Source organism: Altererythrobacter sp. H2 (assembly GCF_035319885.1).
Taxonomy (GTDB): Bacteria; Pseudomonadota; Alphaproteobacteria; order Sphingomonadales; family Sphingomonadaceae; genus 34-65-8.
Genome location: NZ_CP141285.1, coordinates 1,887,769 through 1,912,184 on the forward strand (window position 1 = coordinate 1,887,769; position 24,416 = coordinate 1,912,184).

Annotated in this window: 26 protein-coding genes; 12 read left to right on the forward strand and 14 right to left on the reverse strand. The window is 64.2% G+C overall.

Translation table 11 applies throughout. The features are described from left to right. Positions 1–65 precede the first annotated feature (65 nt). Complete coding sequence (locus U4960_RS09475) at positions 66–542, forward strand: TspO/MBR family protein (protein ID WP_324260404.1); 477 nt, start codon at positions 66–68, stop codon at positions 540–542. Positions 543–628: 86 nt separating this feature from the next. Here U4960_RS09475 and sdhA read toward each other — a convergent pair whose 3' ends face one another. Genes sdhA through sdhC form a run of 3 tightly spaced genes read right to left on the reverse strand, consistent with a single transcriptional unit; the run spans position 629 to position 3,243 of the window. Beyond that, positions 629–2,464, reverse strand: coding sequence for a succinate dehydrogenase flavoprotein subunit (gene sdhA / locus U4960_RS09480; protein WP_324260405.1), 1,836 nt, complete (start codon positions 2,462–2,464; stop codon positions 629–631). Continuing rightward, positions 2,464–2,850 (reverse strand): succinate dehydrogenase, hydrophobic membrane anchor protein, encoded by a 387-nt coding sequence (sdhD, locus tag U4960_RS09485; protein ID WP_324260406.1) that lies wholly within the window; start codon positions 2,848–2,850, stop codon positions 2,464–2,466. The genes sdhA and sdhD overlap by 1 nt, the downstream gene beginning before the upstream one ends. Before the next feature lie 12 nt (positions 2,851–2,862). Then, a complete protein-coding gene (sdhC, locus tag U4960_RS09490; RefSeq protein ID WP_324260407.1) occupies positions 2,863–3,243 on the reverse strand; it encodes a succinate dehydrogenase, cytochrome b556 subunit in 381 nt (126 codons plus the stop codon). Between the two features lie 111 nt (positions 3,244–3,354). Here sdhC and U4960_RS09495 point away from each other — a divergent pair, with 111 nt between their 5' ends. Genes U4960_RS09495 through U4960_RS09505 form a run of 3 tightly spaced genes read left to right on the forward strand, consistent with a single transcriptional unit; the run spans position 3,355 to position 5,876 of the window. Next, positions 3,355–4,065, forward strand: coding sequence for an SDR family NAD(P)-dependent oxidoreductase (locus U4960_RS09495; RefSeq protein ID WP_324260408.1), 711 nt, complete (start codon positions 3,355–3,357; stop codon positions 4,063–4,065). After that, entirely contained in the window at positions 4,055–4,975 is a 921-nt protein-coding gene (bla, locus tag U4960_RS09500; protein WP_324260409.1) for a subclass B3 metallo-beta-lactamase, read from the forward strand. Before U4960_RS09495 ends, bla begins: the two co-directional genes overlap by 11 nt. Further along, positions 4,965–5,876 (forward strand): 50S ribosomal protein L11 methyltransferase, encoded by a 912-nt coding sequence (locus U4960_RS09505; RefSeq protein ID WP_324260410.1) that lies wholly within the window; start codon positions 4,965–4,967, stop codon positions 5,874–5,876. Before bla ends, U4960_RS09505 begins: the two co-directional genes overlap by 11 nt. Here U4960_RS09505 and U4960_RS09510 read toward each other — a convergent pair. From U4960_RS09510 to U4960_RS09530, 5 genes are read right to left on the reverse strand one after another with little or no spacing between them, the layout of a single operon-like run. Continuing rightward, positions 5,857–6,363 carry a CinA family protein gene (locus tag U4960_RS09510; RefSeq protein WP_324260411.1) on the reverse strand — a complete coding sequence of 169 codons (507 nt, stop codon included), beginning with the start codon at positions 6,361–6,363 and terminating at the stop codon, positions 5,857–5,859. The two genes, U4960_RS09505 and U4960_RS09510, sit on opposite strands and share 20 nt — an antisense overlap. Next, the gene (locus U4960_RS09515) at positions 6,353–7,519 is read right to left on the reverse strand and encodes a sterol desaturase family protein (RefSeq protein WP_324260412.1); all 1,167 of its coding nucleotides are present in this window, start codon (positions 7,517–7,519) and stop codon (positions 6,353–6,355) included. The genes U4960_RS09510 and U4960_RS09515 overlap by 11 nt, the downstream gene beginning before the upstream one ends. Positions 7,520–7,533: 14 nt before the next feature. Further along, on the reverse strand, positions 7,534–8,097 hold the full coding sequence (locus U4960_RS09520) for a DUF7010 family protein (RefSeq protein ID WP_324260413.1): 564 nt from the start codon (positions 8,095–8,097) through the stop codon (positions 7,534–7,536). A 27-nt stretch (positions 8,098–8,124) separates the two neighbouring features. Continuing rightward, positions 8,125–10,188, reverse strand: a complete 2,064-nt coding sequence (gene ligA / locus U4960_RS09525; protein WP_324260414.1) for an NAD-dependent DNA ligase LigA — start codon at positions 10,186–10,188, stop codon at positions 8,125–8,127. Positions 10,189–10,195: 7 nt separating this feature from the next. After that, the gene (locus U4960_RS09530; protein WP_324260415.1) at positions 10,196–11,104 is read right to left on the reverse strand and encodes an alpha/beta hydrolase family protein; all 909 of its coding nucleotides are present in this window, start codon (positions 11,102–11,104) and stop codon (positions 10,196–10,198) included. A 141-nt stretch (positions 11,105–11,245) separates the two neighbouring features. Between U4960_RS09530 and U4960_RS09535 the strand changes: the two genes are divergently transcribed. Continuing rightward, the gene (locus tag U4960_RS09535) at positions 11,246–12,232 is read left to right on the forward strand and encodes an alpha/beta fold hydrolase (RefSeq protein ID WP_324260416.1); all 987 of its coding nucleotides are present in this window, start codon (positions 11,246–11,248) and stop codon (positions 12,230–12,232) included. Between the two features lie 6 nt (positions 12,233–12,238). Here U4960_RS09535 and recN read toward each other — a convergent pair whose 3' ends face one another. Continuing rightward, on the reverse strand, positions 12,239–13,915 hold the full coding sequence (gene recN, locus U4960_RS09540) for a DNA repair protein RecN (protein WP_324260417.1): 1,677 nt from the start codon (positions 13,913–13,915) through the stop codon (positions 12,239–12,241). A 127-nt stretch (positions 13,916–14,042) separates the two neighbouring features. On the opposite strand from recN, the gene U4960_RS09545 reads away from it, so the two are divergent. Beyond that, positions 14,043–14,717, forward strand: a complete 675-nt coding sequence (locus tag U4960_RS09545; RefSeq protein WP_324260418.1) for an extensin family protein — start codon at positions 14,043–14,045, stop codon at positions 14,715–14,717. A 43-nt stretch (positions 14,718–14,760) separates the two neighbouring features. Here U4960_RS09545 and U4960_RS09550 read toward each other — a convergent pair whose 3' ends face one another. Together U4960_RS09550 and U4960_RS09555 are read right to left on the reverse strand one after the other, a co-directional pair. Next, positions 14,761–15,213 carry a response regulator transcription factor gene (locus U4960_RS09550; RefSeq protein WP_324260419.1) on the reverse strand — a complete coding sequence of 151 codons (453 nt, stop codon included), beginning with the start codon at positions 15,211–15,213 and terminating at the stop codon, positions 14,761–14,763. 481 nt (positions 15,214–15,694) lie between these two features. Next, positions 15,695–16,264, reverse strand: coding sequence for a pyridoxamine 5'-phosphate oxidase family protein (locus U4960_RS09555; RefSeq protein WP_324260420.1), 570 nt, complete (start codon positions 16,262–16,264; stop codon positions 15,695–15,697). Between the two features lie 187 nt (positions 16,265–16,451). Between U4960_RS09555 and U4960_RS09560 the strand changes: the two genes are divergently transcribed. Next, positions 16,452–17,483: an RcnB family protein gene (locus tag U4960_RS09560; protein ID WP_324260421.1), complete on the forward strand. Its 1,032-nt coding sequence runs from the start codon at positions 16,452–16,454 to the stop codon at positions 17,481–17,483. A gap of 68 nt (positions 17,484–17,551) precedes the next feature. Here U4960_RS09560 and U4960_RS09565 read toward each other — a convergent pair whose 3' ends face one another. Continuing rightward, positions 17,552–17,956: a DUF411 domain-containing protein gene (locus tag U4960_RS09565; protein ID WP_324260422.1), complete on the reverse strand. Its 405-nt coding sequence runs from the start codon at positions 17,954–17,956 to the stop codon at positions 17,552–17,554. On the opposite strand from U4960_RS09565, the gene U4960_RS09570 reads away from it, so the two are divergent. From U4960_RS09570 to U4960_RS09585, 4 genes are all read left to right on the forward strand, one after another. Next, entirely contained in the window at positions 17,955–18,668 is a 714-nt protein-coding gene (locus U4960_RS09570) for a DUF421 domain-containing protein (RefSeq protein WP_324260423.1), read from the forward strand. The genes U4960_RS09565 and U4960_RS09570 overlap by 2 nt on opposite strands. Positions 18,669–18,687: 19 nt before the next feature. Then, on the forward strand, positions 18,688–19,065 hold the full coding sequence (locus U4960_RS09575) for a YidH family protein (RefSeq protein WP_324260424.1): 378 nt from the start codon (positions 18,688–18,690) through the stop codon (positions 19,063–19,065). Positions 19,066–19,140: 75 nt separating this feature from the next. Then, on the forward strand, positions 19,141–19,860 hold the full coding sequence (gene gntA / locus U4960_RS09580; RefSeq protein ID WP_324260425.1) for a guanitoxin biosynthesis heme-dependent pre-guanitoxin N-hydroxylase GntA: 720 nt from the start codon (positions 19,141–19,143) through the stop codon (positions 19,858–19,860). Beyond that, entirely contained in the window at positions 19,857–20,444 is a 588-nt protein-coding gene (locus U4960_RS09585) for an urea carboxylase-associated family protein (RefSeq protein WP_324260426.1), read from the forward strand. Before gntA ends, U4960_RS09585 begins: the two co-directional genes overlap by 4 nt. 90 nt (positions 20,445–20,534) lie before the next feature. On the opposite strand, the gene U4960_RS09590 is transcribed toward U4960_RS09585, so the two are convergent. Together U4960_RS09590 and U4960_RS09595 are read right to left on the reverse strand one after the other, a co-directional pair. Beyond that, positions 20,535–22,844: a putative bifunctional diguanylate cyclase/phosphodiesterase gene (locus U4960_RS09590; protein WP_324260427.1), complete on the reverse strand. Its 2,310-nt coding sequence runs from the start codon at positions 22,842–22,844 to the stop codon at positions 20,535–20,537. After that, positions 22,841–23,452, reverse strand: a complete 612-nt coding sequence (locus tag U4960_RS09595) for a cupredoxin domain-containing protein (RefSeq protein WP_324260428.1) — start codon at positions 23,450–23,452, stop codon at positions 22,841–22,843. The genes U4960_RS09590 and U4960_RS09595 overlap by 4 nt, the downstream gene beginning before the upstream one ends. An 86-nt stretch (positions 23,453–23,538) precedes the next feature. On the opposite strand from U4960_RS09595, the gene U4960_RS09600 reads away from it, so the two are divergent. Next, a complete protein-coding gene (locus U4960_RS09600; protein WP_324260429.1) occupies positions 23,539–24,414 on the forward strand; it encodes a DUF3034 family protein in 876 nt (291 codons plus the stop codon). The last annotated feature ends 2 nt before the right edge of the window (positions 24,415–24,416 follow it).

Consider the following 24,416-nt stretch of genomic DNA (forward strand, 5'->3'; position numbering starts at 1 on the left):
TGGGCACGAGGCATTGAGCGAACGGCGCGATTGCCATTGCGTGGGCGCCCCCCTACCATCGCGAAGTGAGCTTTGAAGTCATCTTCGCGATTGCATGGGCCGTCATCCTGGGCGGGGCAGGCGGTCTGCTGACCAATATCGGGCCGTGGTATCACAACCTGAAGAAGCCGAGCTGGCAGCCGCCCAACTGGCTGTTCGGCCCTGCCTGGACGATCATTCTTGGCCTGGCTGGATGGGCGTTCGTGCTGGCGTGGCGAGGCACTGTCACCGAAACCGAGCAGACGTTCCTGATCGCGCTCTACGCCATCAACTTCGTCTGCCACCTGCTCTGGTCGCCGCTGTTCTTCAAGCTGGAGCGGCCGGACTGGGCGCTGGTCGAAGTGCCCTTCCTGTGGGCTTCGGTCCTGTCCTTGGCCATTTTTCTGCGCGAATGGTCCGTCCTGGCGAGCTGGCTGATCGTGCCTTATCTCATCTGGGTCAGCTTCGCCGCTCTGCTCAACGCGAAGATCGTGCAGCTGAACCGACCGTTCGGAAGACGCTGAGCCGGCGTTCCAGCGGGCCCATACGAAAAAGGCAAGGACACTCGAAGGTGCCCTTGCCCGTTTTCTCAAGTTTCTCGATCATTTGATCAGTACACCCGCTTCTTTGGCTTGATGTACTCGATATCATCGGTCAGCGTGTATTCGTGCACCGGGCGATAGTCGATCTTGACCCCGCCACCCTTGCCGCCCCAGCCTTCGAACCAGGCAACCGTGTGCTTCATCCATTCCTTATCGTCGCGATCGGGGAAGTCTTCATGCGCATGGGCGCCGCGGCTTTCCTTGCGGTTGGCGGCGCTGGCAATGGTGACGTTGGCCTGCGCCATCAGGTTGTCGAGTTCGAGCGTCTCGATCAGGTCGCTGTTCCAGATCAGGCTGCGGTCGGTGACGTGGATGTCCTCCATCCGCTTGTTGACGTTGCGCAGCAGCTCCACCCCGTCAGCCAGCAGCTTGCTGTCGCGGAACACGGCGGCGTGCTTCTGCATACCCTTCTGCATGTCTTCACGCACGCGCGCAGTGGGCGAGCCGCCCTTGGCGTGGCGGAAGTGATCAACCCGGCTGAGCGCGAAGTCTGCGCTATCGCGCGGCAATTCATCATGCGCGGTGCCGGGCTTGAGGTTCTCCCGCAGGTGAATGCCGGTTGCCCGCCCAAACACGACGAGGTCGATCAGCGAGTTGGAACCGAGCCGGTTCGCGCCATGCACGGAAACGCAGGCCGCCTCACCCACGGCGTAGAGACCTGGCACCACTGCATCCGGATTGCCATCCGGGCCGATGGTGACGACCTGGCCGTGATAGTTACAGGGAATGCCGCCCATGTTGTAGTGGACGGTCGGCGTCACCGGCAGCGGTTCGCGGGTCAGATCGACCCCGGCGAAAATCTTGCCGCTCTCGGTGATGCCCGGGAGGCGTTGGGCCAAGGTCTCGGCCGGAATATGGTCAAGGTGCAGATAGATGTGGTCGCCTTCCGGCCCCACGCCGCGTCCTTCGCGCATTTCGAGCGCCATTGAGCGGGAGACGACGTCGCGCGAGGCCAGGTCCTTCGCCGACGGAGCATACCGCTCCATGAACCGCTCGCCTTCGGAGTTGGTCAGGTAACCGCCCTCACCTCGTGCGCCTTCGGTAATCAGCACGCCCGCTCCGTAGATCCCGGTCGGGTGGAACTGCACGAACTCCATGTCTTGCAATGGCAGGCCAGCCCGAAGCACCATCCCGCCACCGTCACCGGTGCAGGTGTGGGCGGAAGTGGCAGTGTAATAGCAGCGCCCATAACCGCCCGTCGCCAGCACGACCGAATGGGCCTTGAAGCGGTGGATGGTGCCATCATCGAGGCACATCGCGATCACGCCGACGCAGCGCTTGTTCGGCCCTTCGCCGCGCATGATCAGGTCGATGGCGAAGTATTCGATGAAGAAATCGGCATCGTACTTCAGGCTCTGCTGATAGAGCGCATGGAGCATGGCATGGCCGGTGCGGTCGGCAGCAGCGGCCGTGCGCTGGACCGGGGGGCCTTCGCCCATGTTCTGCATGTGCCCGCCGAACGGGCGCTGGTAGATCGTCCCGTCCTCGTTGCGGCTGAACGGCACGCCGGCGTGCTCCAATTCATAGACCGCCGCCGGGGCCTCGCGGGCGAGGTATTCGATCGCGTCCTGGTCACCCAGCCAGTCAGACCCCTTGACGGTGTCATACATGTGCCAGGTCCAGTGATCCGGGCTGTTGTTGCCCAGGCTGGCTGCAATGCCGCCCTGCGCCGCCACGGTGTGCGACCGGGTGGGGAAAACCTTGGAGATATTGGCCGTCTTGAGGCCAGCCTCGGCCGCGCCCATAGTTGCGCGCAGGCCCGAACCGCCGGCACCCACCACCACGACATCGTAGGTGTGGTCGATAATCTTGTATGCCGGAGCGGCGTTTGCAGCGGTGGCCATCAGGCGGCTCCTCCCAGAGCGAGGCGGGCGACGCAGAACAGGCCGAACGCGGCCCCGCCCAGCGTGGCGAGATTGAGCAGGGTAATCACGGCAAACTTGTTGCCGGGGGTATGGACATAGTCTTCGGTCACGACCTGAAGGCCGAGCCGCGCATGCCAGAACACCGATACGATCAGCAGAGCCATGGCCGTCGCCGGCAGCGGCTGCGACAGGTAACCGGTCACCGTTGCGTGGCTCAGGTCGCCCAGCAGGATCAGGCTGGCGACAAACCAGAGCATGAGCACGAGATTGCCGATCGCCGTAAAGCGTTGCAGCAGCCAGTGATGTGCGCCGTGGTGCGCGGAGCCGAGCCCCCGCACTTTCCCGATCGAAGTTCCGTTACCCATTGCGATCAATCCTCAGCGAAGCAGAACAAGGGCCCAGAAGCCCGCCGTGAGCAGAACACCGATCACCGGCGACGCGATAGACCAGGTGCGGTTGGTCTGGAGCTCATAACCAGCCCCGATATCCATCACGAAGTGGCGCACCCCGCTGCTCATATGGTTGAAGAAGGCCCAACTGAGCCCGACCAGCACCAGATAGCCAACCGGCGAGGTAATCAGATCAGTGAAGGTTGCGTAATATTCCGGACCGCTGGCAAGCGCGCCCAGCCACCACAGCAGGACGAACAGCCCGACCAAGGCCATCCCGTCCCCGGTCACCCGGTGCAAGATCGAAACCAGCATATGCGGGCCCCATTTCCAGATCTGGAGATGGGGTGAAAGAGGGCGGTTGGCCATGGCGGTAATTCTCGCTTCTTCCCTGTTTGGCCCTCCCCTTAGCGAACGTGGCGCTTCTGGCAAGAACGTGCGGCCTCGACTTCGCTTGCAAAGTTTCGGATAGCGACTTGCATGACCTGCATTCTCGTAACCGGATCGAGCCGAGGTATCGGCGCTGCCATTCGCGAACAGCTTGAATCGCGCTGCATTCGCGTGATCGGCCACGGGCGCCTTGCCTATGATGAACAGACCATCGGGGCCGACCTCGCCGACCCGCAAGGCCCGGCCCTGTTGTGGGAAGAAGCGCTCGAACGTGCGGGCGGCGAAATCGACGTGCTGGTCAACAACCACGGCCTGTTCGAAGCCAACCCGCTCGACCGGTCGGACATCGAATGGCTCGATGCGTGGGAGGATACCCTGCGGATCAACCTGACCAGCGCCGCACAGCTCAGCCGGTTCGCAGTGCGGCACTGGCAGGATCGCGGTGTCGGCGGACGGATCGTCCACATCGCCAGCCGCGCCGGCCACCGGGGCGATTCGCCCGCGCACTGGCACTATGCCGCGGCCAAGGGCGGGATGCTGGCAATGCACAAAACCATTGCGCGGCAATATGCCAGCGACGGCATCCTGAGCTTCGCGATCACCCCGGGCTTTACCGACACGGCGATGGCGGGTGACTACCTCGCCAGCCGGGGCGGCCCGGGCCTGCTGGCGGACATCCCGCTGGGCCGCGTGGCCGAGCCGGAGGAGATTGCCCAGATCGCCGTGTTCTGCGCGCTCGACGCCCCTGAAAGCATGACCGGCGCGACCATTGACGCCAACGGGGCGAGCTATGTCAGATAAGTTCGTGGCAATGCTGCCGCTTGCCGCCGCTATTGCGCTCGCTGCCTGCACCCATGCGAGCGACCCTGCACCACTGGCACCGGAAGAAAACCGTTCTCGATGGGCGGCGACTTGCGAGGATTGGGACGAGTGGGACAAACCGGCCCCGCCCTATCGCATCCACGGCCAGACCTACTATGTCGGCACCTGCGGCATCAGCGCGATCCTGATCGTGGGCAGAGACGGCCTGGTGCTGATCGACAGCGGAACGATGAAAGGTTCCGAAGCGGTCGAGGCCAGCATCGTTGGGCTCGGCTTCTCCATGCGCGATGTAAAGGCGCTGCTGGTGAGCCACGAGCATTACGACCATATCGGCGGCATGGCACGCCTCCAGCGCGTCAGCGAAGCTCCGGTCTATGCCGGGGTTGATGCCGCGCCTGTAGTGCGCACCGGCAAAGACGATCCGCGCGATCCCCAGCACGGGCTGCATGACCCGATGGAACCGGTAACCGGCAGCATCCGAGCCATGAAAGATGGCGAAATTGTGGAAATCGCCGGGGTGTCGATCACGGCCGTTGCCACCCCCGGGCACACGCTGGGCGCGATGAGCTGGGCATGGCGCAGCTGCGAAGGACGCGAGTGCCTGACCCTTGTTTACGGCGACAGCCTGACCCCGGTGAGCGCGGACGCATATCGCTTCAGCGATCACCCTGACTATGTGAGCATGTTCAGACGCGGGATTGCGCGGCTGGCAGGGCTGGACTGCGATCTGCTGATCACTCCCCACCCTTCAGCCAGCGACATGCGTACACGGCTGGCAGAGCAGGCACCGTGGGTCGATCCGAATGCCTGCCGGGCTTACGCCGCAAAGGTCGGCAAGCGGCTCGATGACAGGCTCGCCGAAGAGGCAAAGGGCGGCAATGCCCGATAGCTGGAAACTCAGCGCCTTCGCTCCCAAGGGGAAGGTCCAGGCGGCCCTGCTGGCGCAGGAGGATTCGCCCGACTGGGACTGGGGCGTTGTTCTCTCCGGCAGCGAAGTGGCTGAAGACAAGCCCGATGACTGGGTGCTGGAAGCCTACTTCCCGCGCAAGCCGGGCAAGGCTGACCATACCATGGTCGCGGCGCTGTTCGGGCCGAAGCCGCCCAAACTCGCCGCCGAGAAGCTGCCCGATGCCGACTGGGTCACGCTGAGCCAGCAGGGGGTCGAGCCCATCCGAGCCGGTCGCTTCCATGTCCACACCCCGGATTTCCCGCCGCTCGGCCAGCCTGGCGTGCGTGACCTTGCCATCCCGGCCAGCCAGGCGTTCGGAACCGGCCAGCACGCGACCACCTCCGGGTGTCTCGCCATGCTCACGGCCATGCGCCAGCGCGGCGTGGTCGTGCGTAATCTGGCCGACATCGGCACGGGCACCGGCCTGCTTGCCTTCGCCGCGCTTGACCTGTGGCCCGGAGCGGTGGCCACCGCCAGCGACATCGACCCGGTCTGTACCGGCGTGGTCGAGGACAATGCTGCGGCAAACGGCTTCGCGCTCGGCCCGCGCCGGGGCGAACTGACCATGGTGATTGCCGACGGCATGGCCGATCCGCTGCTCATGGCGCGCGGCCCCTACGATCTGTTGATCGCCAATATCCTCGCCGGGCCGCTGGTCGAACTGGCACGCGACTTTGCCGACGCAACGGCACCCGGGGGCCAGTTGCTGCTCGCCGGCCTGCTCGAAACGCAGGAAGCGCGAGTCCGCCAAACCTATCGTACAGCCGGTTTTCGCCTGCGCGCAAGGCTGGTCAACGGCGACTGGTCGATCCTGTGGCTGGTCAAACGTCGGGGCAGGTGAGCCCCAACGCCTCAGCCAGCAGACCCAGCGCGGCGCGGGTGAAGGCTTCCATATTGGCAATCCGGTCATCGCTGCCAGTCTCGGTCACCAAGGTCTGCGCAAACCCGTCCGGACCGACCACCGCCGCGCAGCTTCGGCCCGACACCACCCCTAACGGGTGTACGCTCGATCCTGCGGAGCCGCTTTCCGCCAGCCCCCAGTCTGCACCCAGATTGTCGCGGATCGCCCGCGCCTGCAGCAGGGCGTAGTCCTCGCTCGCCGAACGCATCCCCTTGTAGGCCTCGCGCGGCAGGGCAAACAGCAGATCGCGGGCGCGGAACGAATAGACCACCCCGCCCCCGACATAGAAATCGAGTGCGCCGGGCACCGTCAGCAGGCTCGCCGCGAGCAACCCGCCCGTCGCCCCGTCCGCCACCGCGATTTTCTCGCCTCGCGCGCGCAGGGCGGTGGCAATGCGAAGCGCCTCGGGATGGAGCTCACGCAGCATCGGCGGGCCCTTCGGTCTTTTTGCTCCTGCGGGTCCATGGATAGAGGAACTGCCCGCCGTAGCCGCGCGGTACATCCTCCGGGATGCCGTAATTTTCAGGCCACCGCCCGGGCGGCAGATGAAAGGTGCCGAACAGCTTGTCGATCCAGGGGAAGTGGATCGCGAAATTGATGTCGAACGCCTCTCGCTCCAGCCCGTGATGCCAATGATGGAAGCGCGGGGTGGCAAACCAGTGGCCCAGCCGGTCAAAATCGCCTCCGACGTTGGCATGAAGGAGAGAGGACCACACGTAGATAAAGCCGAGATAGGCCTGCATCACGGTCGGGCTGAAGCCGAGCGTGAACAGCGGCAGCGAAGTGACGATGCGCAGCAGAACGACCTCCAGCAGGTGCATGCGTGACCCCGCGAGCCAGTCCATCGATTTGGCACTGTGGTGGATCGCGTGGAAGCCCCACAGGAAGGGCACCTGGTGGAACAGGCGGTGGTACCAGTATTGGGCGAAATCCGATGCCACCAGCACGATCGCGAACTGCACCAGCCACGGCAGGTCCGCCACCATGGCGCGGAAGGCCTGCCAGTCCGTAGTGTTCTGGTTCACGATCGCCGAAGGTGCCAGCGTGAGGAAGGTCAGGATCTGCACGAACATGGTGCTGACCAGGAAGTAGAACAGATCCTCGCGCCATTCGTTTCGGAACAGGCGCTGCTCGCGTCGGCGCGGTACCCAACGCTCCAGCGGTGCGAACATGAAACCGCTGACGAGCAGGTTCACGATGAAAAAATCGAGACCGAAGAACATGCCCCAGCTGCGGGTTTCCTCCGGCTGCACACTTGCCCCGCCCAGCAGGGCCGCGCCGAGCCCGATCCCCAGTGCCGTCATCCCCAGCACCTTGCGCGGTCTCAGCAGCAAGCTGAGCAGCGAGAGGGCGTAACTCGCCAGCAGGATCAGATGCAGCGCGCCGCGAAACCCGCCCCAATCGCGCACCAGCGCCAGTTCCGGCGTAGTGAACCATTCCGGAAAGCGCAGAGCCAACACCATGCCCAGCCCGCTGATCGCCAGCAGCAAAGCGAAGAAGCCCGAAAACCAGCCCGAACCGAAGCGGCGGACCTCGACCGGCGATTCAAGATCACGCATCAACCTGGAGAGGTAACCCGCCATTGCCCGATCCCCCGTCAGACCGCTGGTCTGGCGCGCAATCCGCGGGCAGTCATCGCCGCCCCGAACCCCAATTCCACCAGCCCGACCCACATTGCCACGCCCCCTGGCAGCGGAAGAGCGCGGTAAATCGCAGCCACGCCGAGCAGCGTGATTGCCGCGCCAAGCAACCAGAATGTGCGCATCCCGTAAGCGGTCTTGAACACGAAGTAATGGACCCCGACAGCGATTGCGGCGAGTGGGAAGACTTTTGCCTCGTCAAACGGCAAAAAGAGGTAAGCGGCGAACAGCATGGCGATCATCGCCACGGTGCATTCCAGCACCAGCAACCCGAACGGATTTTCGGCGGCTTCACGCTGGCGCCGGAGCAGTACGCGGTTGACCAGCAGGGCAAGCGGGAAAATCAGCATTCCGCCAAAGAACAGGACCACGAATCCTGTCGCCACCCCGCTGCGAGACAGCACCCAGGCCGCCGCCAGCCAGACCAGCCCGGATACGATCACGCCTGGCCCTCCATCGGTGTAAGCACGTCGCAGATCGGCCTGTGCTTCGTCGATCTTCATTTCCCTGCCTTCCGCCATTCTGCCCTCCCCCATTTGACCCTCGGCCTATCCGGCCGCGCGAACGATCTCCGCCCAGGCAGCCTCGTCTATCACCTCGATGCCGAGCGCCGCGGCCTGCTTGAGCTTGCTGCCTGCACCCGGCCCGGCAACCACCAGGTCGGTCTTCGCGCTGACACTCCCCGCCGCCTTGGCGCCCAGGCGCTCGGCCTGCGCCTTGGCCTCGTCACGGCTCATGGTTTCGAGCTTGCCGGTGAACACCACCGTCTTGCCGCTGACCACGCTGGCTTTCGTCTCGACGATATATGGCGGCGGCGAGACTTCGCTCAGCAGGTCGTCCCACACGTCGCGGTTGTGCGGTTCGTGGAAGAAATCGCCCAGCGCCTCGACCACCGCGCTGCCGATCCCGTCAATTGCGGTGAGCGAGGCGCGCGCTTCCGCATCCTCCGTGTGCGCGCGCTCCGCCATATCCTTCAGCACCGGCAGTTCGTGAAAGTTCTTCATCAGGTCGCGCGCGGTGACCGCGCCCACATGGCGAATGCCGAGTCCGAACAGCAGGCGCGCCGCGTCCGGCTGGCGCTTGGCTTCGATACTGGCGAGCAGGTTGTCGACTGACTTCTCTTTCCAGCCCTCCAGTTCCAGGATCGCATTGCGCCGCTTGCGCAGGCGGAAAATATCGGCCGGGCTTTCCAGCCAGCCGAGGGCAAAGAACTGGTCGATGGTCTTCTCGCCCAGCCCCTCGATATCGAGCGCGGCACGGCTGACGAAGTGTTTCAGCCGCTCGGTCCGCTGGGCCGGGCAGATGAGGCCGCCGGTGCACCGCACATCGACCTCGCCTTCCTCCGCCACCGCCCCGCTGCCGCATTCGGGGCAATGATCCGGGAACAGGAATGCGGAACGCTCCACTTCCGGCGTGAGGTTTCTAACCACTTGCGGGATCACATCGCCTGCCCGCTGGACCATCACCCGGTCCCCCGGACGCACACCGAGCCGGGCAATCTCGTCGCGGTTGTGCAGCGTAACGTTGGTCACCGTCACCCCGCCCACCAGCACGGGGGCCAGCCGGCCGACCGGCGTGAGCTTGCCAGTACGGCCAACCTGAATATCGATCGCCTCCAGCGTGGTCTCCGCCTGCTCGGCCGGGAACTTTCGCGCGATTGCCCAACGCGGTGCCTTGGCGACGAAGCCGAGGCGCTGCTGGTAGTCGAGCCGGTCAACCTTGTAGACCACACCGTCGATCTCATAGGGCAGGTCGGGCCGGGCGGCGTTGATTGCGGCGTAAGCGGCAAGCATCTCGTCCAGTGTATCGCAGCGGCGGAAATGCGGGCTGACCGGCAGGCCCCAGGCCGCGATCCGGGCCACCAGTTCTTCCTGCGTCGCGCCCGGAACCTCGCTTGCCGCGCCCCAGCCATGTGCCCAGAACCGCAAGGGGCGCTTGGCAGTCACACCTGCATCTTTCTGTCGCAATGAACCCGCCGCAGCATTGCGCGGGTTGGCGAACAGCTTGCCCCCCGCTTCGAGCTGCGCAGCATTGAGTGCAGCAAAGTCATGCTTCGCCATGTAGACTTCGCCGCGCACTTCAAACACGGCCGGGGCTTCACCGTTCAGCCGCTGCGGGATGTCAGCAATGTGGGCGACGTTGGCAGTCACGTCCTCACCCACCTGCCCGTCCCCGCGCGTGGCGGCGCGGACCAGCACGCCGTCCTCGTAGCGCAGCGAGCATGACAGCCCGTCGATCTTGTCCTCGGCGGTGAAAGCCAGCGGCTCGGCCTCGGGCAGGTTGAGGAATCGCCGCACCCGCGCAACAAACTCCGCCACCTCTTCGTCGGCAAAGGCATTGTCGAGGCTCATCATGCGAACCTCGTGCGTCACCTTGGCCAGCGGCGAGGACGCTACAGCATGGCCAACCTTGCGGCTCGGGCTGTCGGCCCGGACCAGATGCGGAAAGGCCGCCTCCAGCTCCGCATTTCGCCGCACCAGCGCGTCATATTCCTGGTCAGTCACCTCCGGCGAATCTTCGGCGTGGTAAAGCCGGTCATGCCGGGCAATGGCGCGGGCCAGCCGCATCAACTCGTTGGCGGCCTCGGCTTCGGTGTTCGGCAGGTCAGGCATGGAAATCCTATTCGCCTCTCAGCACAGCAAGCATGGCCTGCTCGTTCGCATCGTGGATCGGATCGCCGGGCGTAATGATGGCAAAGTGGCTCGCGCCGGGGTTCTCCTTCACCTCCACCCTGGCCCCGCCCGCACGAAGGGCCGCAAGCGCGGCGGTGGGCGGCGTAGGCAGCTTGGCCTGCACGAACAGGACGTCCGCCAGACGAGGAGCCCTGGTCATGGGTGCCAGCGCGGCATAGCGCGAAGGCTCCGCCTCGGGCGCTCCACCCATGAACGGATCGACTGCGGAAAACTGGCACAAGGCATCGAACGCCCCCCGCTCCGCGCCAAGATCGGCCGGACCGTCCAGAACGATCGCCGCGCGCGCCGCCACCGGCTCGCGAGCGCCGAGCGGACCATCAGGCCCTTGCGCAGTGGCCAGCCACTGGGCAGGCAGCGCCCCTGCCGAATGACCGATCAGCGTCACCCGCGCACGATCAACCGGATGCTGTGCCACCACGTCGTCGATGAGGCGCGCCGCAGCAGCCCAGTCCTCGAATGAGCCCGGCCAGCCGCCGCCATCGCCCACTTCGCGGTAATCGACATTGAGCGTGGCAATCCCCAACTGCTGCCAGCGCGTGGCGAGCGGGGCCATGTAAGCCTGGCTGGCAATCCCGGTCTTCCAGCATCCGCCGTGGAAAATCACCGCCAGCGGGTGCGGGCCTGCTCCGTGCTCGGCGGCGGCAGGCAATCGCAACTCGGCAAACCCGCGCGGGTGACCAGCATAGCGCAGGATGAAATCGGGCGGCGATGGCCGCACGGCAGCATCGGTGCCGTACATCGCATTGCCGGGAGCAGTCTGCGCCCCGCCGGATGCGCCGGTTGACGCACATCCCGCAGTCATGGCCAGCACCACGCCCATTGCCAGTGCTCGCACACGATATCCTGTCCCACTGCCTCGAACCATGGCACCCGAAATGCGCGAGCCTGCCGCTGCAAGCAAGGGTTAAGCGCATGAATTCCGCTTGCGCCGCAGTGTATCATATGAATAATACACTTTGCATTCAGGGAGGAAGGCGTGCGAACAAGAAGCAAGGTGATCATCGGGTTGCTGGTGCTCGTCGCGGCAGGGATCGGGTTCGGTGCGTGGAACTGGTTCAATCGCCCACCTCGGCCAATCATCGTGGCAGAAGCAGGCTGGGGTGGAGAACGCGTCATACTCGGCACGGCCCCGGCCAACTTCTACCCTGGCGCAGGCGATGGCCCACGCCCCGCGATCCTGCTTCTCGGCGGATCGGAGGGCGGGCTAAAGGATTACCGCAACGCCTATGCCCGGCAGCTGGCGGCTGAAGGTTACGCGGTGATCTACCCCGGCTATTTCGAGACTCGCGAAGCGAACCGCTCGTTCGAGAATGTGCCGCTCGAAACCTTTGACGAAGCGCTGGCCTGGCTCGCTGCCCGACCGGACGTTGATCCGGAGCGGATCGCGGTAATCGGCCATTCCAAGGGCAGCGAAGGGGCTCTGCTGGTTGCCAGCCGCCACCCGGAGGTCAAGGCCGTGGTCGCCGCCATGCCGAGCGACGTCGTGTGGCAGGGCTTCGACTTCAACCGTACCGATGTCGAGGCCATGGGCTCGTCGTGGACTGCTGAAGGCAAGCCGCTACCTTTCGTGCGCTACGTTGTGCCGGCATGGCATGAGTGGATAACCCAAGGCCAGGGCGCACTGGCCCGGATGTATCGCAACAGTTGGCAGGCGCGTGCCGCATATCCCGGAGCCACAATTCCGGTCGAGAGGATCAAGGGCCCGATCCTGCTCATCTGCGGCGGACAGGACCAGGTCTGGCCTTCATGCGATATGGCCCGCGCGGCAGAGGCCCGCGCGCCGGATGCGCGGCTGCTCAAATATGACAGCGCCGGCCATTGGGCGTTTGGTCCAACGCAAAACCTGACCACGCGGGATCGCAAGATGCTCGGAAAGCTGGGGGGCACGCCCGAGGCCGACATGGCGGCGCGGCGCGACCAGTGGCAAAAGATCAGGGCGTTTCTTGACCAGGCACTCGATTAACGGACCTCACGCTCGCTCGAGTAACCGCTCAGCCTGTGCCCGCGCTTCCGGCGTTACTTCCGCCCCGCTGAGCATCCGGGCGATTTCTTCCTGCCGGCCGGCTTCGTCAAGCAGGGTCACGCTGGTGCGGGTGACCACACCCCCATCCGCTTTGGCGCTCGACTTGGCGATCAGGTAATGCGTTTGCCCCCGCGCAGCCACCTGGGGCGAGTGCGTGACGGCGAGCAACTGCCCGTCGGCAGCAAGGCGCGCGAGCCGGTCACCGATGGCGCTGGCCACTGCCCCGCCGACACCGCGGTCAATCTCGTCGAAGATCACCGTTGCCGCACCGCCCTGCTCCGCCAGCGCGACCTTGAGCGCCAGAATGAAGCGTGACAACTCGCCGCCGCTGGCGATCTTGCCCAGTGGTGCGAAGTCAGCGCCGGGGTTGGTCGCGATCAGGAATTCCACGCTGTCGCAGCCATGCGGCCCCCAGCGCTCGTCCGGCAGCTCGACGACTGCGGTGCGAAAGCGGGCTGCGTCCAGCTTCAGCGGAGCCAGCTCTGCCGCCACGGCCAGATCGAGCCTGGTGGCAGCCTCTACCCGGAGTCGGTGCAGCGCAGCTGCCTGTTCGCGATAGCGTGCGCCCGCTTCGGTGGCGGCCGCCTCCAACGCATCCAGCTCCGCCTCGCCCCCTTCGATCGCGTCCAGCGCAGCGCGCATGGCCCGCATCTTCTCGGGGAGTTCGTCCACCTCGCAGCGGTGCTTCCGGGCAATCGCACGCAGTTCGAACAGCCGCGTCTCCGCCACTTCCAGTGCGGCCGGATCGTGGATCAGGGCTTCGGCGGCACGGGCCAGTTTCTCTTCCGCTTCCCCCGCCTCTATCACCGCCCGGTCAAGCGCTGCGAGCGCTTCAGAAAGAAGGGTGTGTTCGGAGGCAATCCGGTCGAGCCGGCGCGCCGCAACCCGCAAGGCTGCGAGCGGCGAGTCCGAGCCTTCCCACAGGTGGCGCAGCTCCTCGAGATCGCCAGACAGTCGCTCGCCTTTCTGCATCGCCGTGCGGGCCTCTGCCAGCCGGGACTCCTCGCCTGCCTGCGGTTCAAGTGCCGTCAGTTCGGCCAGGTGGGCCAGCAGCAGATCTTGCTCTTCCCGCGCTGTGTCGATCGACGCGCGGGCCTGCGCCAGTCGCGTCTCGGCCTTGCGCCATGCGTCCCACGTTCCTGCCAAGGCAGCCGGGTCCGATCCCGCATAGCGGTCAAGCAGGACGCGGTGGCCGGACGGGTTGACCATGCCGCGATCATCATGCTGACCGTGCAATTCGACCAGGGCGGGCGCAACGGCCCGCAACAGGGCAACGCTGGCGGGCTGATCATTGATGAACGCCTTGCTGCCGCCGTCAGCCTTGAGCTGGCGCCTGATCAGCAGAGGCTCCCCGGCCTCGATCTCGATCCCGGCATCCTCAAAGGCCTCGGCAACCATCGGTGGCAAGGCGGCGAACTCGAAGCTGGCGGTGGCGCTGGCTTTTTCCTCCCCCGCCCGCACGAGCGCGCTGTCAGCCCGGTCACCCAGCACCAAGCCGAGCGCATCAAGCAGGATCGATTTGCCAGCGCCTGTCTCACCCGTAAGCACGCCCAGCCCGCGCCCGAAGGTCAGGTCGAGCGCCTCGATCAGCACGATATTGCGGATGGAAAGCCGGGTGAGCATGGCTGGCCGATCTAGCCGAAGCGAAACCGCACGTCACGCCTTGTGCAGGCGATTATCCCGAGCCGGACGGGTTCATGGCAGGACGGCGTCAACCCGCCATTAACCGTAACGCGGCACAATACTGCCAATGCGCCAGTTTCCCCGCCTTGCCTTTGCAGCCTGCACGGCCCTCGCCGTGGCGGCCTGTGGTGCCGTACCTGAAGGGCGTGGCAGCGGTCCGCGGAGTGCCGGGGCTGTAAGCGCCATCCCGGTCAATCCGGAAGCTCGGCAATGCCTTGCCGAACTTGGCGGGGCGGGCGTGCGTTTCAACGCGGTGGCTGACCGGTATGATGGCGGCGGGTGCGGCCTGCGCAACGCCGTTTCAGTGGCCGCGCTGCAGGGTGATACTGCCTCATTCGAGGTTGCCCGCCTCGGCCCGGTTGCCTGCCCCACGGCCCAGGCTTTCGCCGCCTGGGCCCGCTTCGGCGTAGACCGCGCAGCGCGGCAACTGCTCGGCAGCCCCGTCGTGCGGGTCGAAACAATGGGCAGTTATGCCTGCCGCAACGTAGCCGGAAGTGCGCGCCGCTCCGCCCACGCCAATGCCGAAGCGATCGATATCGCTGCGTTCGTGCTGGCAGACGGCAGGCGGGTAAGCGTGCTTGACCACTGGGACGGCGGAACAATGCGCGAGCGAGAGTTCCTCCGGACTGTCCAGGCGAGCGCGTGCAAACGTTTCGGCACTGTCCTGGGGCCGGATTATAACGCTGCCCACCGCGACCATTTCCATCTCGAGCGAGGCGGATCGACCGGGTTCTGCCGATAAAGATTTAAGCTGGGGGGCGGCGCGGAAGCTGCCCGGCAGGCTGCTACATGCGCGCTTCCAGGCTTACCCGCACCGCATCGGCCGGATGCCGGGCACCGAGTTTGTCCATCATCTTGGCGCGGCGGATTTCCACCGTGCGCGGACTGATCTCCAGCGCGCGGGCAATGGCCTTGTTGCTGTTGCCTTCGACGAGACGGTCAAGCACTTCGCGTTCCCGCACGGAAAGCTTTGACAGCCGGTCGCGCGCTTCGATCAGCCGCCGCCGGGCGTCCGACTGCATGGCCGCCTCATCCAGAATCAACCTGATCCGCTCCGCGTCGTCATCAGACTCCAGCGGGAACACCAGGTAATCAAACGCGCCCGCCTTCATCGCCGCAACAATCTGCGGTGCTTTGGGTTCGATACCCGTTGCGATGACCGGCAGCCAGATCCCCTGATCGGCCAGAAAGTGGAGTTGCGCCTCGAACGACTCGCTCGAATGCGCATCGTCCAGCATGATCACCCCTGCCTGAGGCCGGAATGATATTAGCTCTTCGACACTGGAGTAGACCTCAGCGTGATAACCGATACCCATCAGGGAACGGAATTTCTCGTGACGGGTTTGCTCGACGCTGTCGACGATGTGGGTTATGCGTGCATTTGCCATACGCCTGAATCTGGCACCGGTACGACGGTATGTTCAGGGTGGAACGCTTGCGAAACGGAGTGAATCTATCGCCATTTCGGAGAAGTGATTTTACCGGAATGGATGAAATCGGGCGCCCCGTTCTTCAGATTCGGCCATCACCTCAATCGGCGTTTCAGATTATGTCCTGAACGGGATATTTTTGTTTCTCCACAACGGAGCGAGATTCGGTCCGAATGGGTCTGATCTGCTGGCAGGCCCGGAATTCCTTGGGTGCGTGGGGTGACTGATTGCCTTCTGCAATCGTGCGACTACCGGGACAACCCCCTCGTTGCCCCGACGTCATCCCAGCTCAGGGCGAGATCCACTGCCCACGCTCGCCCTCGAACACCGCTCGGCGGTGCCCGCTGTTGGCAAGGTGAAACCAGTCAATCGTCGCAAACCGCACAAGCAGGACCGCAAAGTTCTCACGGGCTACGATCAGTTCATGCTCGTCCGGCTCGATCCCCTCGAAGCGGGCGGGCAGGCCGGAGGTTGGCTGATCCGAGAACGCGCCTGGCCCTTCGCCCAGATAGCATCGCCGGGCAAAGCGGGTGCTGGTGGCCCAGGCTGCATCTGCAACCGGCCCCTCGCGCTCGATCCGGCCCGTGCCGCGGCAGCGGATCTGGACCTTCTCCTCGCGATCGTAGAATAGCACACCGACCGGAGCACCCGCGCCAATCAGCCCAGCCTTGGGAGCCCGGGCATCGGTGTGGAAACGGGCCGTCCAGGTGGCGGTATCGTAGGCCCGCAGCACCATCACCCGCGCATCAGCGTCGGCAGTCGCCACCACCGGCGAATGCATGGGGCCGTGCCGGCTTTGCGCAGCGCGGGTCAGACGGGCGTTTATGTCTGCGCGGACATCAGCGAGGCTTTCGAACATCAGCACGCCTTCGGGCGAGGCGACCCGCCTGTCAATCGATCAAAGGTTCAGCAACATGCGTTAAAAGATGAACGGAAGGCTCTGCTACTGGTTCAGTTTCGGCTCATTCGAATCAGGCTATCCCAATAAATCCACAGGGGGCCGCAAAGGTGGGCGCGGCGTTCTGTACCGACGGAGACCCCACACGATGAATACGATCAGCTTGATGAAGGGAACGACCCTCTCTGCCCTTGCAGCAGTCATGGCCCTGACCGCACTTCCCACCACCGCCATGGCGCAAGACCGTGACCGCGGCGACCGCGAACGTCCGGAGCGTTCCGAACGCGTCGAAAGGCCCCAGCGGCAGGCTCCGCGCCAGCTGCGCGATTTCAGGCCGCAGGCGAGCCAGCCAGCCCGTCAGGAACGCGCCGCACAGCGGCAGGAGCGCGCAGCGCAGCGGCAGGAATGGCGCCAGCAGGTGCAGCGCCCTGCCCCGGCAGCACCGATCCGCGCCGAACGACCGGCCCGGCCCGATACCCCCCGCGCCAATGCGCCGGTGGTGGCGGAGCGGCGCGTTGCCGAGCAACGCCGGTTTGCCCTTGATCCCAATCGCGGGGCAGCGCAGCAGCGCCAGGAAACCCGTAACGACGCCCGCAATGTTCGGCGCGACGACCGCCGTGCGGACCGCCGGGAAGATCGGCGTGATGATCGCCGTGCCGACCGACGGGACTATCGCGATGACAGCCGCCGCAGCAGCGATGGCCGGTTCGCGCTGGACCCCAACCGCTACACCGGGGACCGCAACCGGACCTATCGCGATGGCTATCGTGACGGGCGGCGCACCGATGCGCGCGACGACCGGCGGGATACGCGTCAGGCCTACCGCAGCGGTTATCGCGAAGGTCGGCAGACCGGCTACAGCGATAACCGCCGGTGGGACCGGCGCTGGCGCGACAACCGCCGCTATGACTGGAACGGGTATCGCACCCACAACCGGAGCATTTACCGGCTGGGCCGCTACTACTCGCCCTATCGCGATTACAGCTATCGCCGCCTGAGCATCGGCTTCCGCCTGGACAACCTGTTCTTCGGCAACCGGTACTGGATCAACGATCCGTGGCAGTATCGCCTGCCAGAAGTCTATGGCCCTTACCGTTGGGTGCGCTACTATGACGACGTCCTGCTGGTGAACACCTACAGCGGCGAAGTTGTCGATGTAATCCACGACTTCTTCTGGTAAATACTTCTTCTGGTAAATACAGCGAGGACGGGCCGGGTGGCAGCACCCGGCCCGTTTTTGCGCAAGCGTCAGTAGCTTGCGTACACCCGCTGTCCAAAATCGCCGAACGCGATGACCTTGAAGGGTTGCTTGCGCCCGCCGGCTTCCATCCCGGGCGAACCGAGCGGCATTCCGGCCACTGCCAGCCCGCGCACGTCCCGAGGGCGCTCCTTCAGCAAGCGGGTGATTTCCCGCGCCGGAACGTGGCCCTCGATCACATAACCTTCCACCAGCGTGGTATGACAGGAAGCCAGTGACGCAGGCACGCCCAGCTGCCGCTTCACGCTGGCCATCGGTACATCTTCCCGCACGCGAACTTCTGCCGCCAGTTTGTCGCGGGCGTGCGCAGCCCAGGCCATGCAGCACCCGCAGCCTGGATCGCGGTACATGACATAAGGGGCTGCCTGTGCGGCGACCGTGCAGCCCGCTGCCATGATCGCGGCGGCCAGCGCCAGCCCTCTTCGAATTCGCGACGAAATTGATCTCATGTTCTGCCTGCCATTGGGGTCGGACCATTCCAGGCCGATGATGCGCGCTGTGGCGAACCCGGTCAACGCCCTGATGCCGGGGTCGACGAACTCACGAGTCCGCTCGGCCCGCCGGATTTTCGGGACCCGGGGCCGGCCTGAGCGTTGTCAGGACATGCTTCATGACTCGCTCCCGGACCTCATCCGCGTACTCATCGTATCAACTTTGGCATACATCGGCCTGGTTCTGATCCTTCGTAAGGCCGGGAAACGGTCTCTGGCCAAGCTCAATGCATTCGACCTTGTAGTGACAGTCGCGCTTGGCTCAATCCTCGCGACGACGCAGCTCTCCCGTGAGGTTTCACTTCTCGAGGGCCTGCTTGCAATCACCCTGCTCGCCCTGCTCCAATGGACGGTGTCGCGCTTTTCGATCGTGTCTACCCGGTTTCGCAAGCTCGTGCGCAGTGAGCCCCGGTTGTTGCTGGAAAACGGTGTGTTCCGCGAAGATGCGATGCGGGCCGAGCGGCTCACTCGGTCTGAGATTGAGGCCAGCATCCGCTCTGCCGGGATCGGCCGGATCGAAGATGTCGCGGCCGTGATCATCGAGAGTGATGGCAGCCTCAGTGTCATTCCCGAACGCGGCGATGAACTCACCGTTCTGCGAAGCGTCAAGCGCTGAATTGTCGGAGCCGAGACCTATGTCCCACCATGACGAAACCAAAGACGAACTGGCCCACGACCGGACCGACCTTGCCGAAGACAGGACTGTCCTTGCGCATGAGCGCAGCTTTGCAGGCTGGGTGCGGACCGGAATGGCGGCGGTGGGGATCGGGTTGGGATTCAACGCCCTGTTCCAGGCGCTCAGCCCGGCCTGGGCGGCCAAGCTGATCGCCACGATCTTCCTCCTGATTGCCGTCTGGATCTTCATATCGTCGGAACGCCGCGCCTGCAGGGCGATCTCCCGGCTTGAACCGCACAAGGTTGAAGCCCTTCAGCCAATGCGCCTCAAGCTGATGTCGTGGTCGCTGGTCGCCGCGACTGCCGCCTTGTGCATCTCCATCTGGGTGCTTGCCTGAACGGGCCTATCCACAAAATGTGCACCGAACACCGCTTCAATGGAACCGGGGGCCGCAAGTAGTCGTTCCTGCAGCATGACTGCCATTGTTGATATTGCCGCCCGGGACCGCGCTGCCCCGCCTCATGCCGTTGACCGCGAAGAACTCGAACGTTCCCTGCTCACGCACATTGCGGAGCGGGATTTCCCCTGCGTCGGTGCCAAGTCAGCGCTGGCCAAGGGCAGCTTGCGCATTGTCAGCGCCTGGTCCCTCGCCAGCGCATGGGACGATCTGACGATCCATCGGGAACTGCTTGAGTGGAGCGCCGCGTTCAATCGCGACCCTGACGGGTTGCGCAGCCTTGCAGTGGTGTTCGAAGGGCCAACCGATCTGAACGAGGTCCAGTTCGAACGGCTGATGTGGGAACGCCTCCAGTCCCTCGCCAACAAGGACGAGTGGCTCGGCCAACCCTATGATTCCAAGGTCAGCCCCGATCCGTCCGATCCCCATTTTTCGCTGAGTTTCGGCGGCCAGGGCTACTTCGTGGTGGGGCTCCATCCCCATGCGTCGCGGCCCGCGCGGCGGACGCCATACCCCACCCTGGTGTTCAACCTGCACGAGCAATTCGAGCAGCTCCGCGAGGAAAACCGGTACGAACGGATGCGCGAACGCATTATCGAGCGGGATGTCGCACTGGCCGGCTCCCCCAATCCGATGCTGGCCCGTCACGGCGAAACCAGCGAAGCGCGGCAATACAGTGGCCGGGCGGTAGGCGGAGACTGGGAGTGCCCCTTCGCCGATCCGCGTCTGCCATGATTCAGCGCATCGCACCGCGATCAGGGACTGCCATCGAACTGGAAGCGGGGGACACTCTCACCGTCATTGACCCGGATGGCGGACAGGTCAGCGATCTGGTCGCCTACGCGCGCGATGACCCGCGCGAGGTCATTTCCAACGGCCGGACCTTTGATCTCGAGGAAACGATCAGACTCACGAAGGGCAACACCTTGTGGTCCAATCGGTCCCGACGAATGCTCGAAATCATCGAGGACACGGCCGGCGTGCACGATTTCCTGCTGACTCCCTGCTCGGAAGACACGTTCCGGCATTTCTACCCGGACAAGCCGGTTCACCGGGGATGCTTCGGCAACCTTGCCGCAGCTCTCCGCCCCTACGGAATTGACGAGGATGCCATCCCGACCGCGTTCAATATTTTCATGAACGTGCCCGTTTCGCCCGAAGGAAAGGTCTCGGTCCTTCCACCCACAACCAACCCCGGCAGTCTCATCCGGTTGCGGGCCTGCCTGCCGCTGATCGTGGGAGTTACGGCCTGTTCCGCCTATGCATCGAATGGCGGCACATTCAAACCCATCGACATTTCGGTCGAGAGAGTAAGCTGAGGATTTGGGAGAACGGCCCCGGCAAGGGCGGCGCCGGATTTCATCGCCGCCTTGCTCAGTGCCGCGGCAACACCGGGATGACCTGTCTGGTCAGGCGACCCGCGCAAAGTTTCCGATCTGGCCGAATGACAGCAGGTTTTGCACTTCAGCCACTGTCAGCGGTTTGCTGAACAGGTATCCCTGGATATTCCCGCAGCCTTCGCGCTTGAGCACTTCGAGCTGGCCGGTTTCTTCGACCCCTTCGGCCAGTGTTTCCATCCCCAAAGCGTCCGCCAGCGTCGTGATCGCCCGGATGACGGCGTGGGCGTTCGAGCTGCTGTTCAGGTCCTGAACAAAGCTGCGATCGATTTTCACTTTGTCGAACGGGAAAGAGCGCAGGTAGCTGAGCGAAGAATAGCCCGTTCCGAAGTCGTCCAGGGCGATCCGGACGCCGAGGGCACGCAGGCCATGCAAGGCAGCCAGGGTCTTTTCGACATTGGCAATGAAAATGCTTTCCGTGATTTCCAGCTCAAGCCGCTCAGGTGCAACGCCGCTGGTAAGCAGCGCCTGCATGATGCACTTTGACAAACCCGCCGCCGTAAACTGCTTCGGGGAGATGTTGACTGCAACGCCCATGTTGTCGGGCCAGGCCGAGGCCTGCCGACATGCTTCCCGGATAACCCATTCTCCGATCGGAATGATGAGACCGGTCTCTTCAGCGAGAGGGATAAACTCGGCCGGGCTGATCATGCCCAGCGTCGGGTGGGGCCAGCGCAGCAGCGCCTCGAAGCCTTTGAAGCGATCTTCTGCAAAATTGTAGAGCGGCTGAAAATGCAACTCGAACCCGCCGTCCCGCAAGGCCGTGCGCAAGTCGAGTTCCATCTGCCGCCTGCGGCGGGCTTCCTCGTCCATGCCTGGCTCGAAAAAGTGGTAGGTGGATTTGCCGTCTTTCTTGGCGCGATAGAGCGCAAGATCGGCATGTTTCATGAGGGCAATGCCGTCGCCCCCGTCGCCGGGCCCAACCGCCACGCCCAGACTGGCAGCAGAGGATGCTTGCTGGCCGTCAAGGATAACCGTCCTTGCGAAACAGGCATGAACCTTCTCGGCAAGGGCAGACATCCGGTGCTGGTCCTCGATATCCTCGATGAGAATGGCGAACTCGTCCCCGCCAAGCCTTGCTACCAGGGCGTCAGGCAGTTCCTCCCGCAGATGCGCCGCCACGGTGCGTAGGAGCGCGTCGCCTGCAGGATGTCCAAGCGTATCGTTAACAACCTTGAAATCGTCGAGGTCGGCATAAATGACCATCAGCTGCCGCGCCCCGCGCAGCCGACCGACCGCCTGGTCGAGCTGCTCCACGAAGAGCTTGCGATTGGGCAGGCCCGTCAGGCCGTCGTGCAGCCCGACATGGACGATCCGGCGTTCGCGCTCTTCGATGGCGCTGACCATCTGGTTGAAGCTCCTCGCAAGGCGGCCAATCTCGTCATCGGTTTCCACCCTCAGCTCGATATCGCGCCCTTCCCCGATCAGCCGGGTCGCTTCATCGAGCCTGCTCAGCGGCGCAGAAATGGTGCGGGCAACCCGCCAGCTGAGGGCAACGACAAAGGCTACAGCCGCAAGCGCCAGAGCGATCAGCAGCCAGCGGAGCGACTGATACTGCTCCAGCGATTTCGTGAGGGAGTGATGCAGGACAAGGCGGGGTTCCAATCCTTCTTCAAGGGCCGCAATCCGGGAGAGGTGGTAGAGGAAGTGATCGCCATCATGGCGCGATACCACTTCGCCTTCCCTGACAGTCTTCATCCAGGGAGCTATGGTTGTCGACGTTTCCACCTTTGCTTCGAGGTCGACCGCTGCAAGCTGCTTCAGACGCTCCATCTCGGTAGAATCAAGCCGCTGCGCGAGAACCAGCCAGCCGATCAGGTCAGGTGTCTCGATCGGTGAAGCCGCTGCCAGAGCGAGCTCTCCTCCGAGGCGGATCATCCCGCGCTGCTGCCCTTCGTCCAGCGGGCCCCACAAAGCCTCAGGGGAGTCCACCTTGGCCGCACCACTGGTGACCAGAGCGCCATCCATTCCGACCACAAATGCGGCGCTTACGCGGGACCGCCCTTTCAGGCTTTCCAGCGCGCTGTTGATGGTTGCCGCGTCATTGGTGGCAACGGCTTCCCGAAAACCGAAGTCCCGCGACAGGACGTCTGCCGAGCCACGCAACTGGCGCGCCCGCAGTTCCAGCAACTCGTCGAATACGCGGGCGTTTGCTGCCAGATCGCGCGATGCGCTTGCTTCGGCGAAGCGGGCAAGGCCCCCACCGGCGATCAGCAGGATGGCAGACAGGACAACGGCAAAAAGTCCGGCATACAGTACCGCAATCCGCATTCGCAGAGAGCCGAACCGGAACAGGTCCGCGTTGACCAGACTGTTCGTCATCGCAGCTTGACCGTGATCTTGCGAGCCTGCTTGCCGGACGCAATCTGAAGTGCTTGCACAAGCTCGTTGGCCGGCGATCGCAGGCGTGGATGCCAGACGGTCAGACGGGCTGCCCCCACCGGCACGGCATTCAGATCGACGTAGCCGTTCAGATCCGTCCTGGCAGCGTGGGGTGTGTCAGTGACCCTGATGTAGCCCCGCATATTGTCATGGATGTTGCAGCCGAGCGAAACGGACCCGGGCACATTGAACGTATGCGTTCGCGTCTGATCGCGGCCATAGAGATCGATCTTGAATCTGGCCGGCTTGGAGAAGCTGTAGATCGAATGGCGGACCTGATCGAGATTGGGAAACGCAACGGTTGAACCCTTCGCCACCACGATCGTGCCCGGTGTGAACTCAAGGTTCCTCTGCGCCATTGCGGCGCGGGCCGCCGGGCGAAGCGCCACGTCCTTGCCGGAAGAATGAAGCTCGATGATGGCATCCCGCAGCGGCATGCCCCGCTCATCCACCACCTGCACGCGCAGCGAAGTTCCGGCCTGGGCATGGACATAGCTGGCGATACTGGCCAGCAAAACCGCCATTGCGAAGGTGATCTGCTTGCCCATCAGGGGGCGCTTAACAGCGGGCCCCTTAAGATTTGGTCGTGCAGCGCTTAACCTGAATTTTACCGTAACCACGCCATAGGGTGATCATGCGCTGGTTACTCATCGGAAGCCTGTGGGCGACCTTCCTCACCAGCGCACATTCTGCGTCCGCTGAAGAACTCGACTGGTTTTCCGGCGACAAGCTGGTCCTGACCAATGGCGTTTCGACAATAGAAGGCACCAGCGGCGGCGGCCTCGCCACCTGGGCCACCATCGCCGGGCGGGCAACAGATGCCGGCGTGGGTATATCCGGGCACGTTACCGCGATTGAGCTGGCTGACTTCCGCTGGCAGAGCCACGGCATCGCCATCGGCATCGCCAACCGGATCGAGCTGTCTTACGCCCGGCAGAACTTCGACACGCTCGACGCAGGCACCACGCTTGGGCTGGGGCGCGGATACACTCTCAATCAGGATGTGTTCGGCGCCAAGGTGCGGATCGCCGGTGATCTGGTCTATGGCAGTCCTGCCCTGCCGCAGATTGCCATCGGGCTTCAGCACAAGCGCAACCTCGATTCCCCGGTGACGCAGGCGGTTGGTGCTGCCACGCACCAGAGCACCGACGTGACCATAAGCGCGACCAAGCTGATCCTTTCACGAAGCCTGCTGGTCAATGCAACCTTGCGCCTGACGGAAGCCAATGAAGGCGGCCTGCTCGGCTTCGGCAGCACCACCGGGAAGGGTCACTCGGTGCAGATCGAAGGATCACTGGGCTATCAGTTGTCCCGCCGCGCCCTGATCGGCGCCGAGTTGCGGACCAAGCCGGACAATCTGGGTCTCGGCGAAAGCAACTGGTTCGACCTGTTTGCGGCCTATGCCGTGACCGACAATGTCACGGTGACGGCAGCTTATGTCGATCTGGGCAAGGTTGCGACGTTCGAAAAGCAGCACGGCGCATTCCTTTCCGCGCAAGTGGCATTCTAGGG

Excerpts from the sequence above, each read along its gene's own strand:
- U4960_RS09550 (WP_324260419.1), bottom strand. The coding sequence starts at position 15,213 with ATGCTGGACGATGCGCATTCGAGCGAGTCGTTCGAGGCGCAACTCCAC.
- U4960_RS09590 (WP_324260427.1), bottom strand. The coding sequence starts at position 22,844 with ATGACGAACAGTCTGGTCAACGCGGACCTGTTCCGGTTCGGCTCTCTG.
- ligA (WP_324260414.1), bottom strand. The coding sequence starts at position 10,188 with ATGCCTGACCTGCCGAACACCGAAGCCGAGGCCGCCAACGAGTTGATG.
- recN (WP_324260417.1), bottom strand. The coding sequence starts at position 13,915 with ATGCTCACCCGGCTTTCCATCCGCAATATCGTGCTGATCGAGGCGCTC.
- sdhA (WP_324260405.1), bottom strand. The coding sequence starts at position 2,464 with ATGGCCACCGCTGCAAACGCCGCTCCGGCATACAAGATTATCGACCAC.
- U4960_RS09545 (WP_324260418.1), top strand. The coding sequence starts at position 14,043 with ATGCGCCAGTTTCCCCGCCTTGCCTTTGCAGCCTGCACGGCCCTCGCC.
- gntA (WP_324260425.1), top strand. The coding sequence starts at position 19,141 with ATGACTGCCATTGTTGATATTGCCGCCCGGGACCGCGCTGCCCCGCCT.
- sdhC (WP_324260407.1), bottom strand. The coding sequence starts at position 3,243 with ATGGCCAACCGCCCTCTTTCACCCCATCTCCAGATCTGGAAATGGGGC.
- U4960_RS09505 (WP_324260410.1), top strand. The coding sequence starts at position 4,965 with ATGCCCGATAGCTGGAAACTCAGCGCCTTCGCTCCCAAGGGGAAGGTC.
- U4960_RS09595 (WP_324260428.1), bottom strand. The coding sequence starts at position 23,452 with ATGGGCAAGCAGATCACCTTCGCAATGGCGGTTTTGCTGGCCAGTATC.
- U4960_RS09585 (WP_324260426.1), top strand. The coding sequence starts at position 19,857 with ATGATTCAGCGCATCGCACCGCGATCAGGGACTGCCATCGAACTGGAA.
- bla (WP_324260409.1), top strand. The coding sequence starts at position 4,055 with ATGTCAGATAAGTTCGTGGCAATGCTGCCGCTTGCCGCCGCTATTGCG.
- U4960_RS09495 (WP_324260408.1), top strand. The coding sequence starts at position 3,355 with ATGACCTGCATTCTCGTAACCGGATCGAGCCGAGGTATCGGCGCTGCC.
- U4960_RS09520 (WP_324260413.1), bottom strand. The coding sequence starts at position 8,097 with ATGGCGGAAGGCAGGGAAATGAAGATCGACGAAGCACAGGCCGATCTG.
- sdhD (WP_324260406.1), bottom strand. The coding sequence starts at position 2,850 with ATGGGTAACGGAACTTCGATCGGGAAAGTGCGGGGGCTCGGCTCCGCG.
- U4960_RS09560 (WP_324260421.1), top strand. The coding sequence starts at position 16,452 with ATGAATACGATCAGCTTGATGAAGGGAACGACCCTCTCTGCCCTTGCA.
- U4960_RS09555 (WP_324260420.1), bottom strand. The coding sequence starts at position 16,264 with ATGTTCGAAAGCCTCGCTGATGTCCGCGCAGACATAAACGCCCGTCTG.
- U4960_RS09510 (WP_324260411.1), bottom strand. The coding sequence starts at position 6,363 with ATGCTGCGTGAGCTCCATCCCGAGGCGCTTCGCATTGCCACCGCCCTG.
- U4960_RS09515 (WP_324260412.1), bottom strand. The coding sequence starts at position 7,519 with ATGGCGGGTTACCTCTCCAGGTTGATGCGTGATCTTGAATCGCCGGTC.
- U4960_RS09600 (WP_324260429.1), top strand. The coding sequence starts at position 23,539 with ATGCGCTGGTTACTCATCGGAAGCCTGTGGGCGACCTTCCTCACCAGC.
- U4960_RS09565 (WP_324260422.1), bottom strand. The coding sequence starts at position 17,956 with ATGGCAGCGGGCTGCACGGTCGCCGCACAGGCAGCCCCTTATGTCATG.
- U4960_RS09575 (WP_324260424.1), top strand. The coding sequence starts at position 18,688 with ATGTCCCACCATGACGAAACCAAAGACGAACTGGCCCACGACCGGACC.
- U4960_RS09570 (WP_324260423.1), top strand. The coding sequence starts at position 17,955 with ATGATCGCGGCGGCCAGCGCCAGCCCTCTTCGAATTCGCGACGAAATT.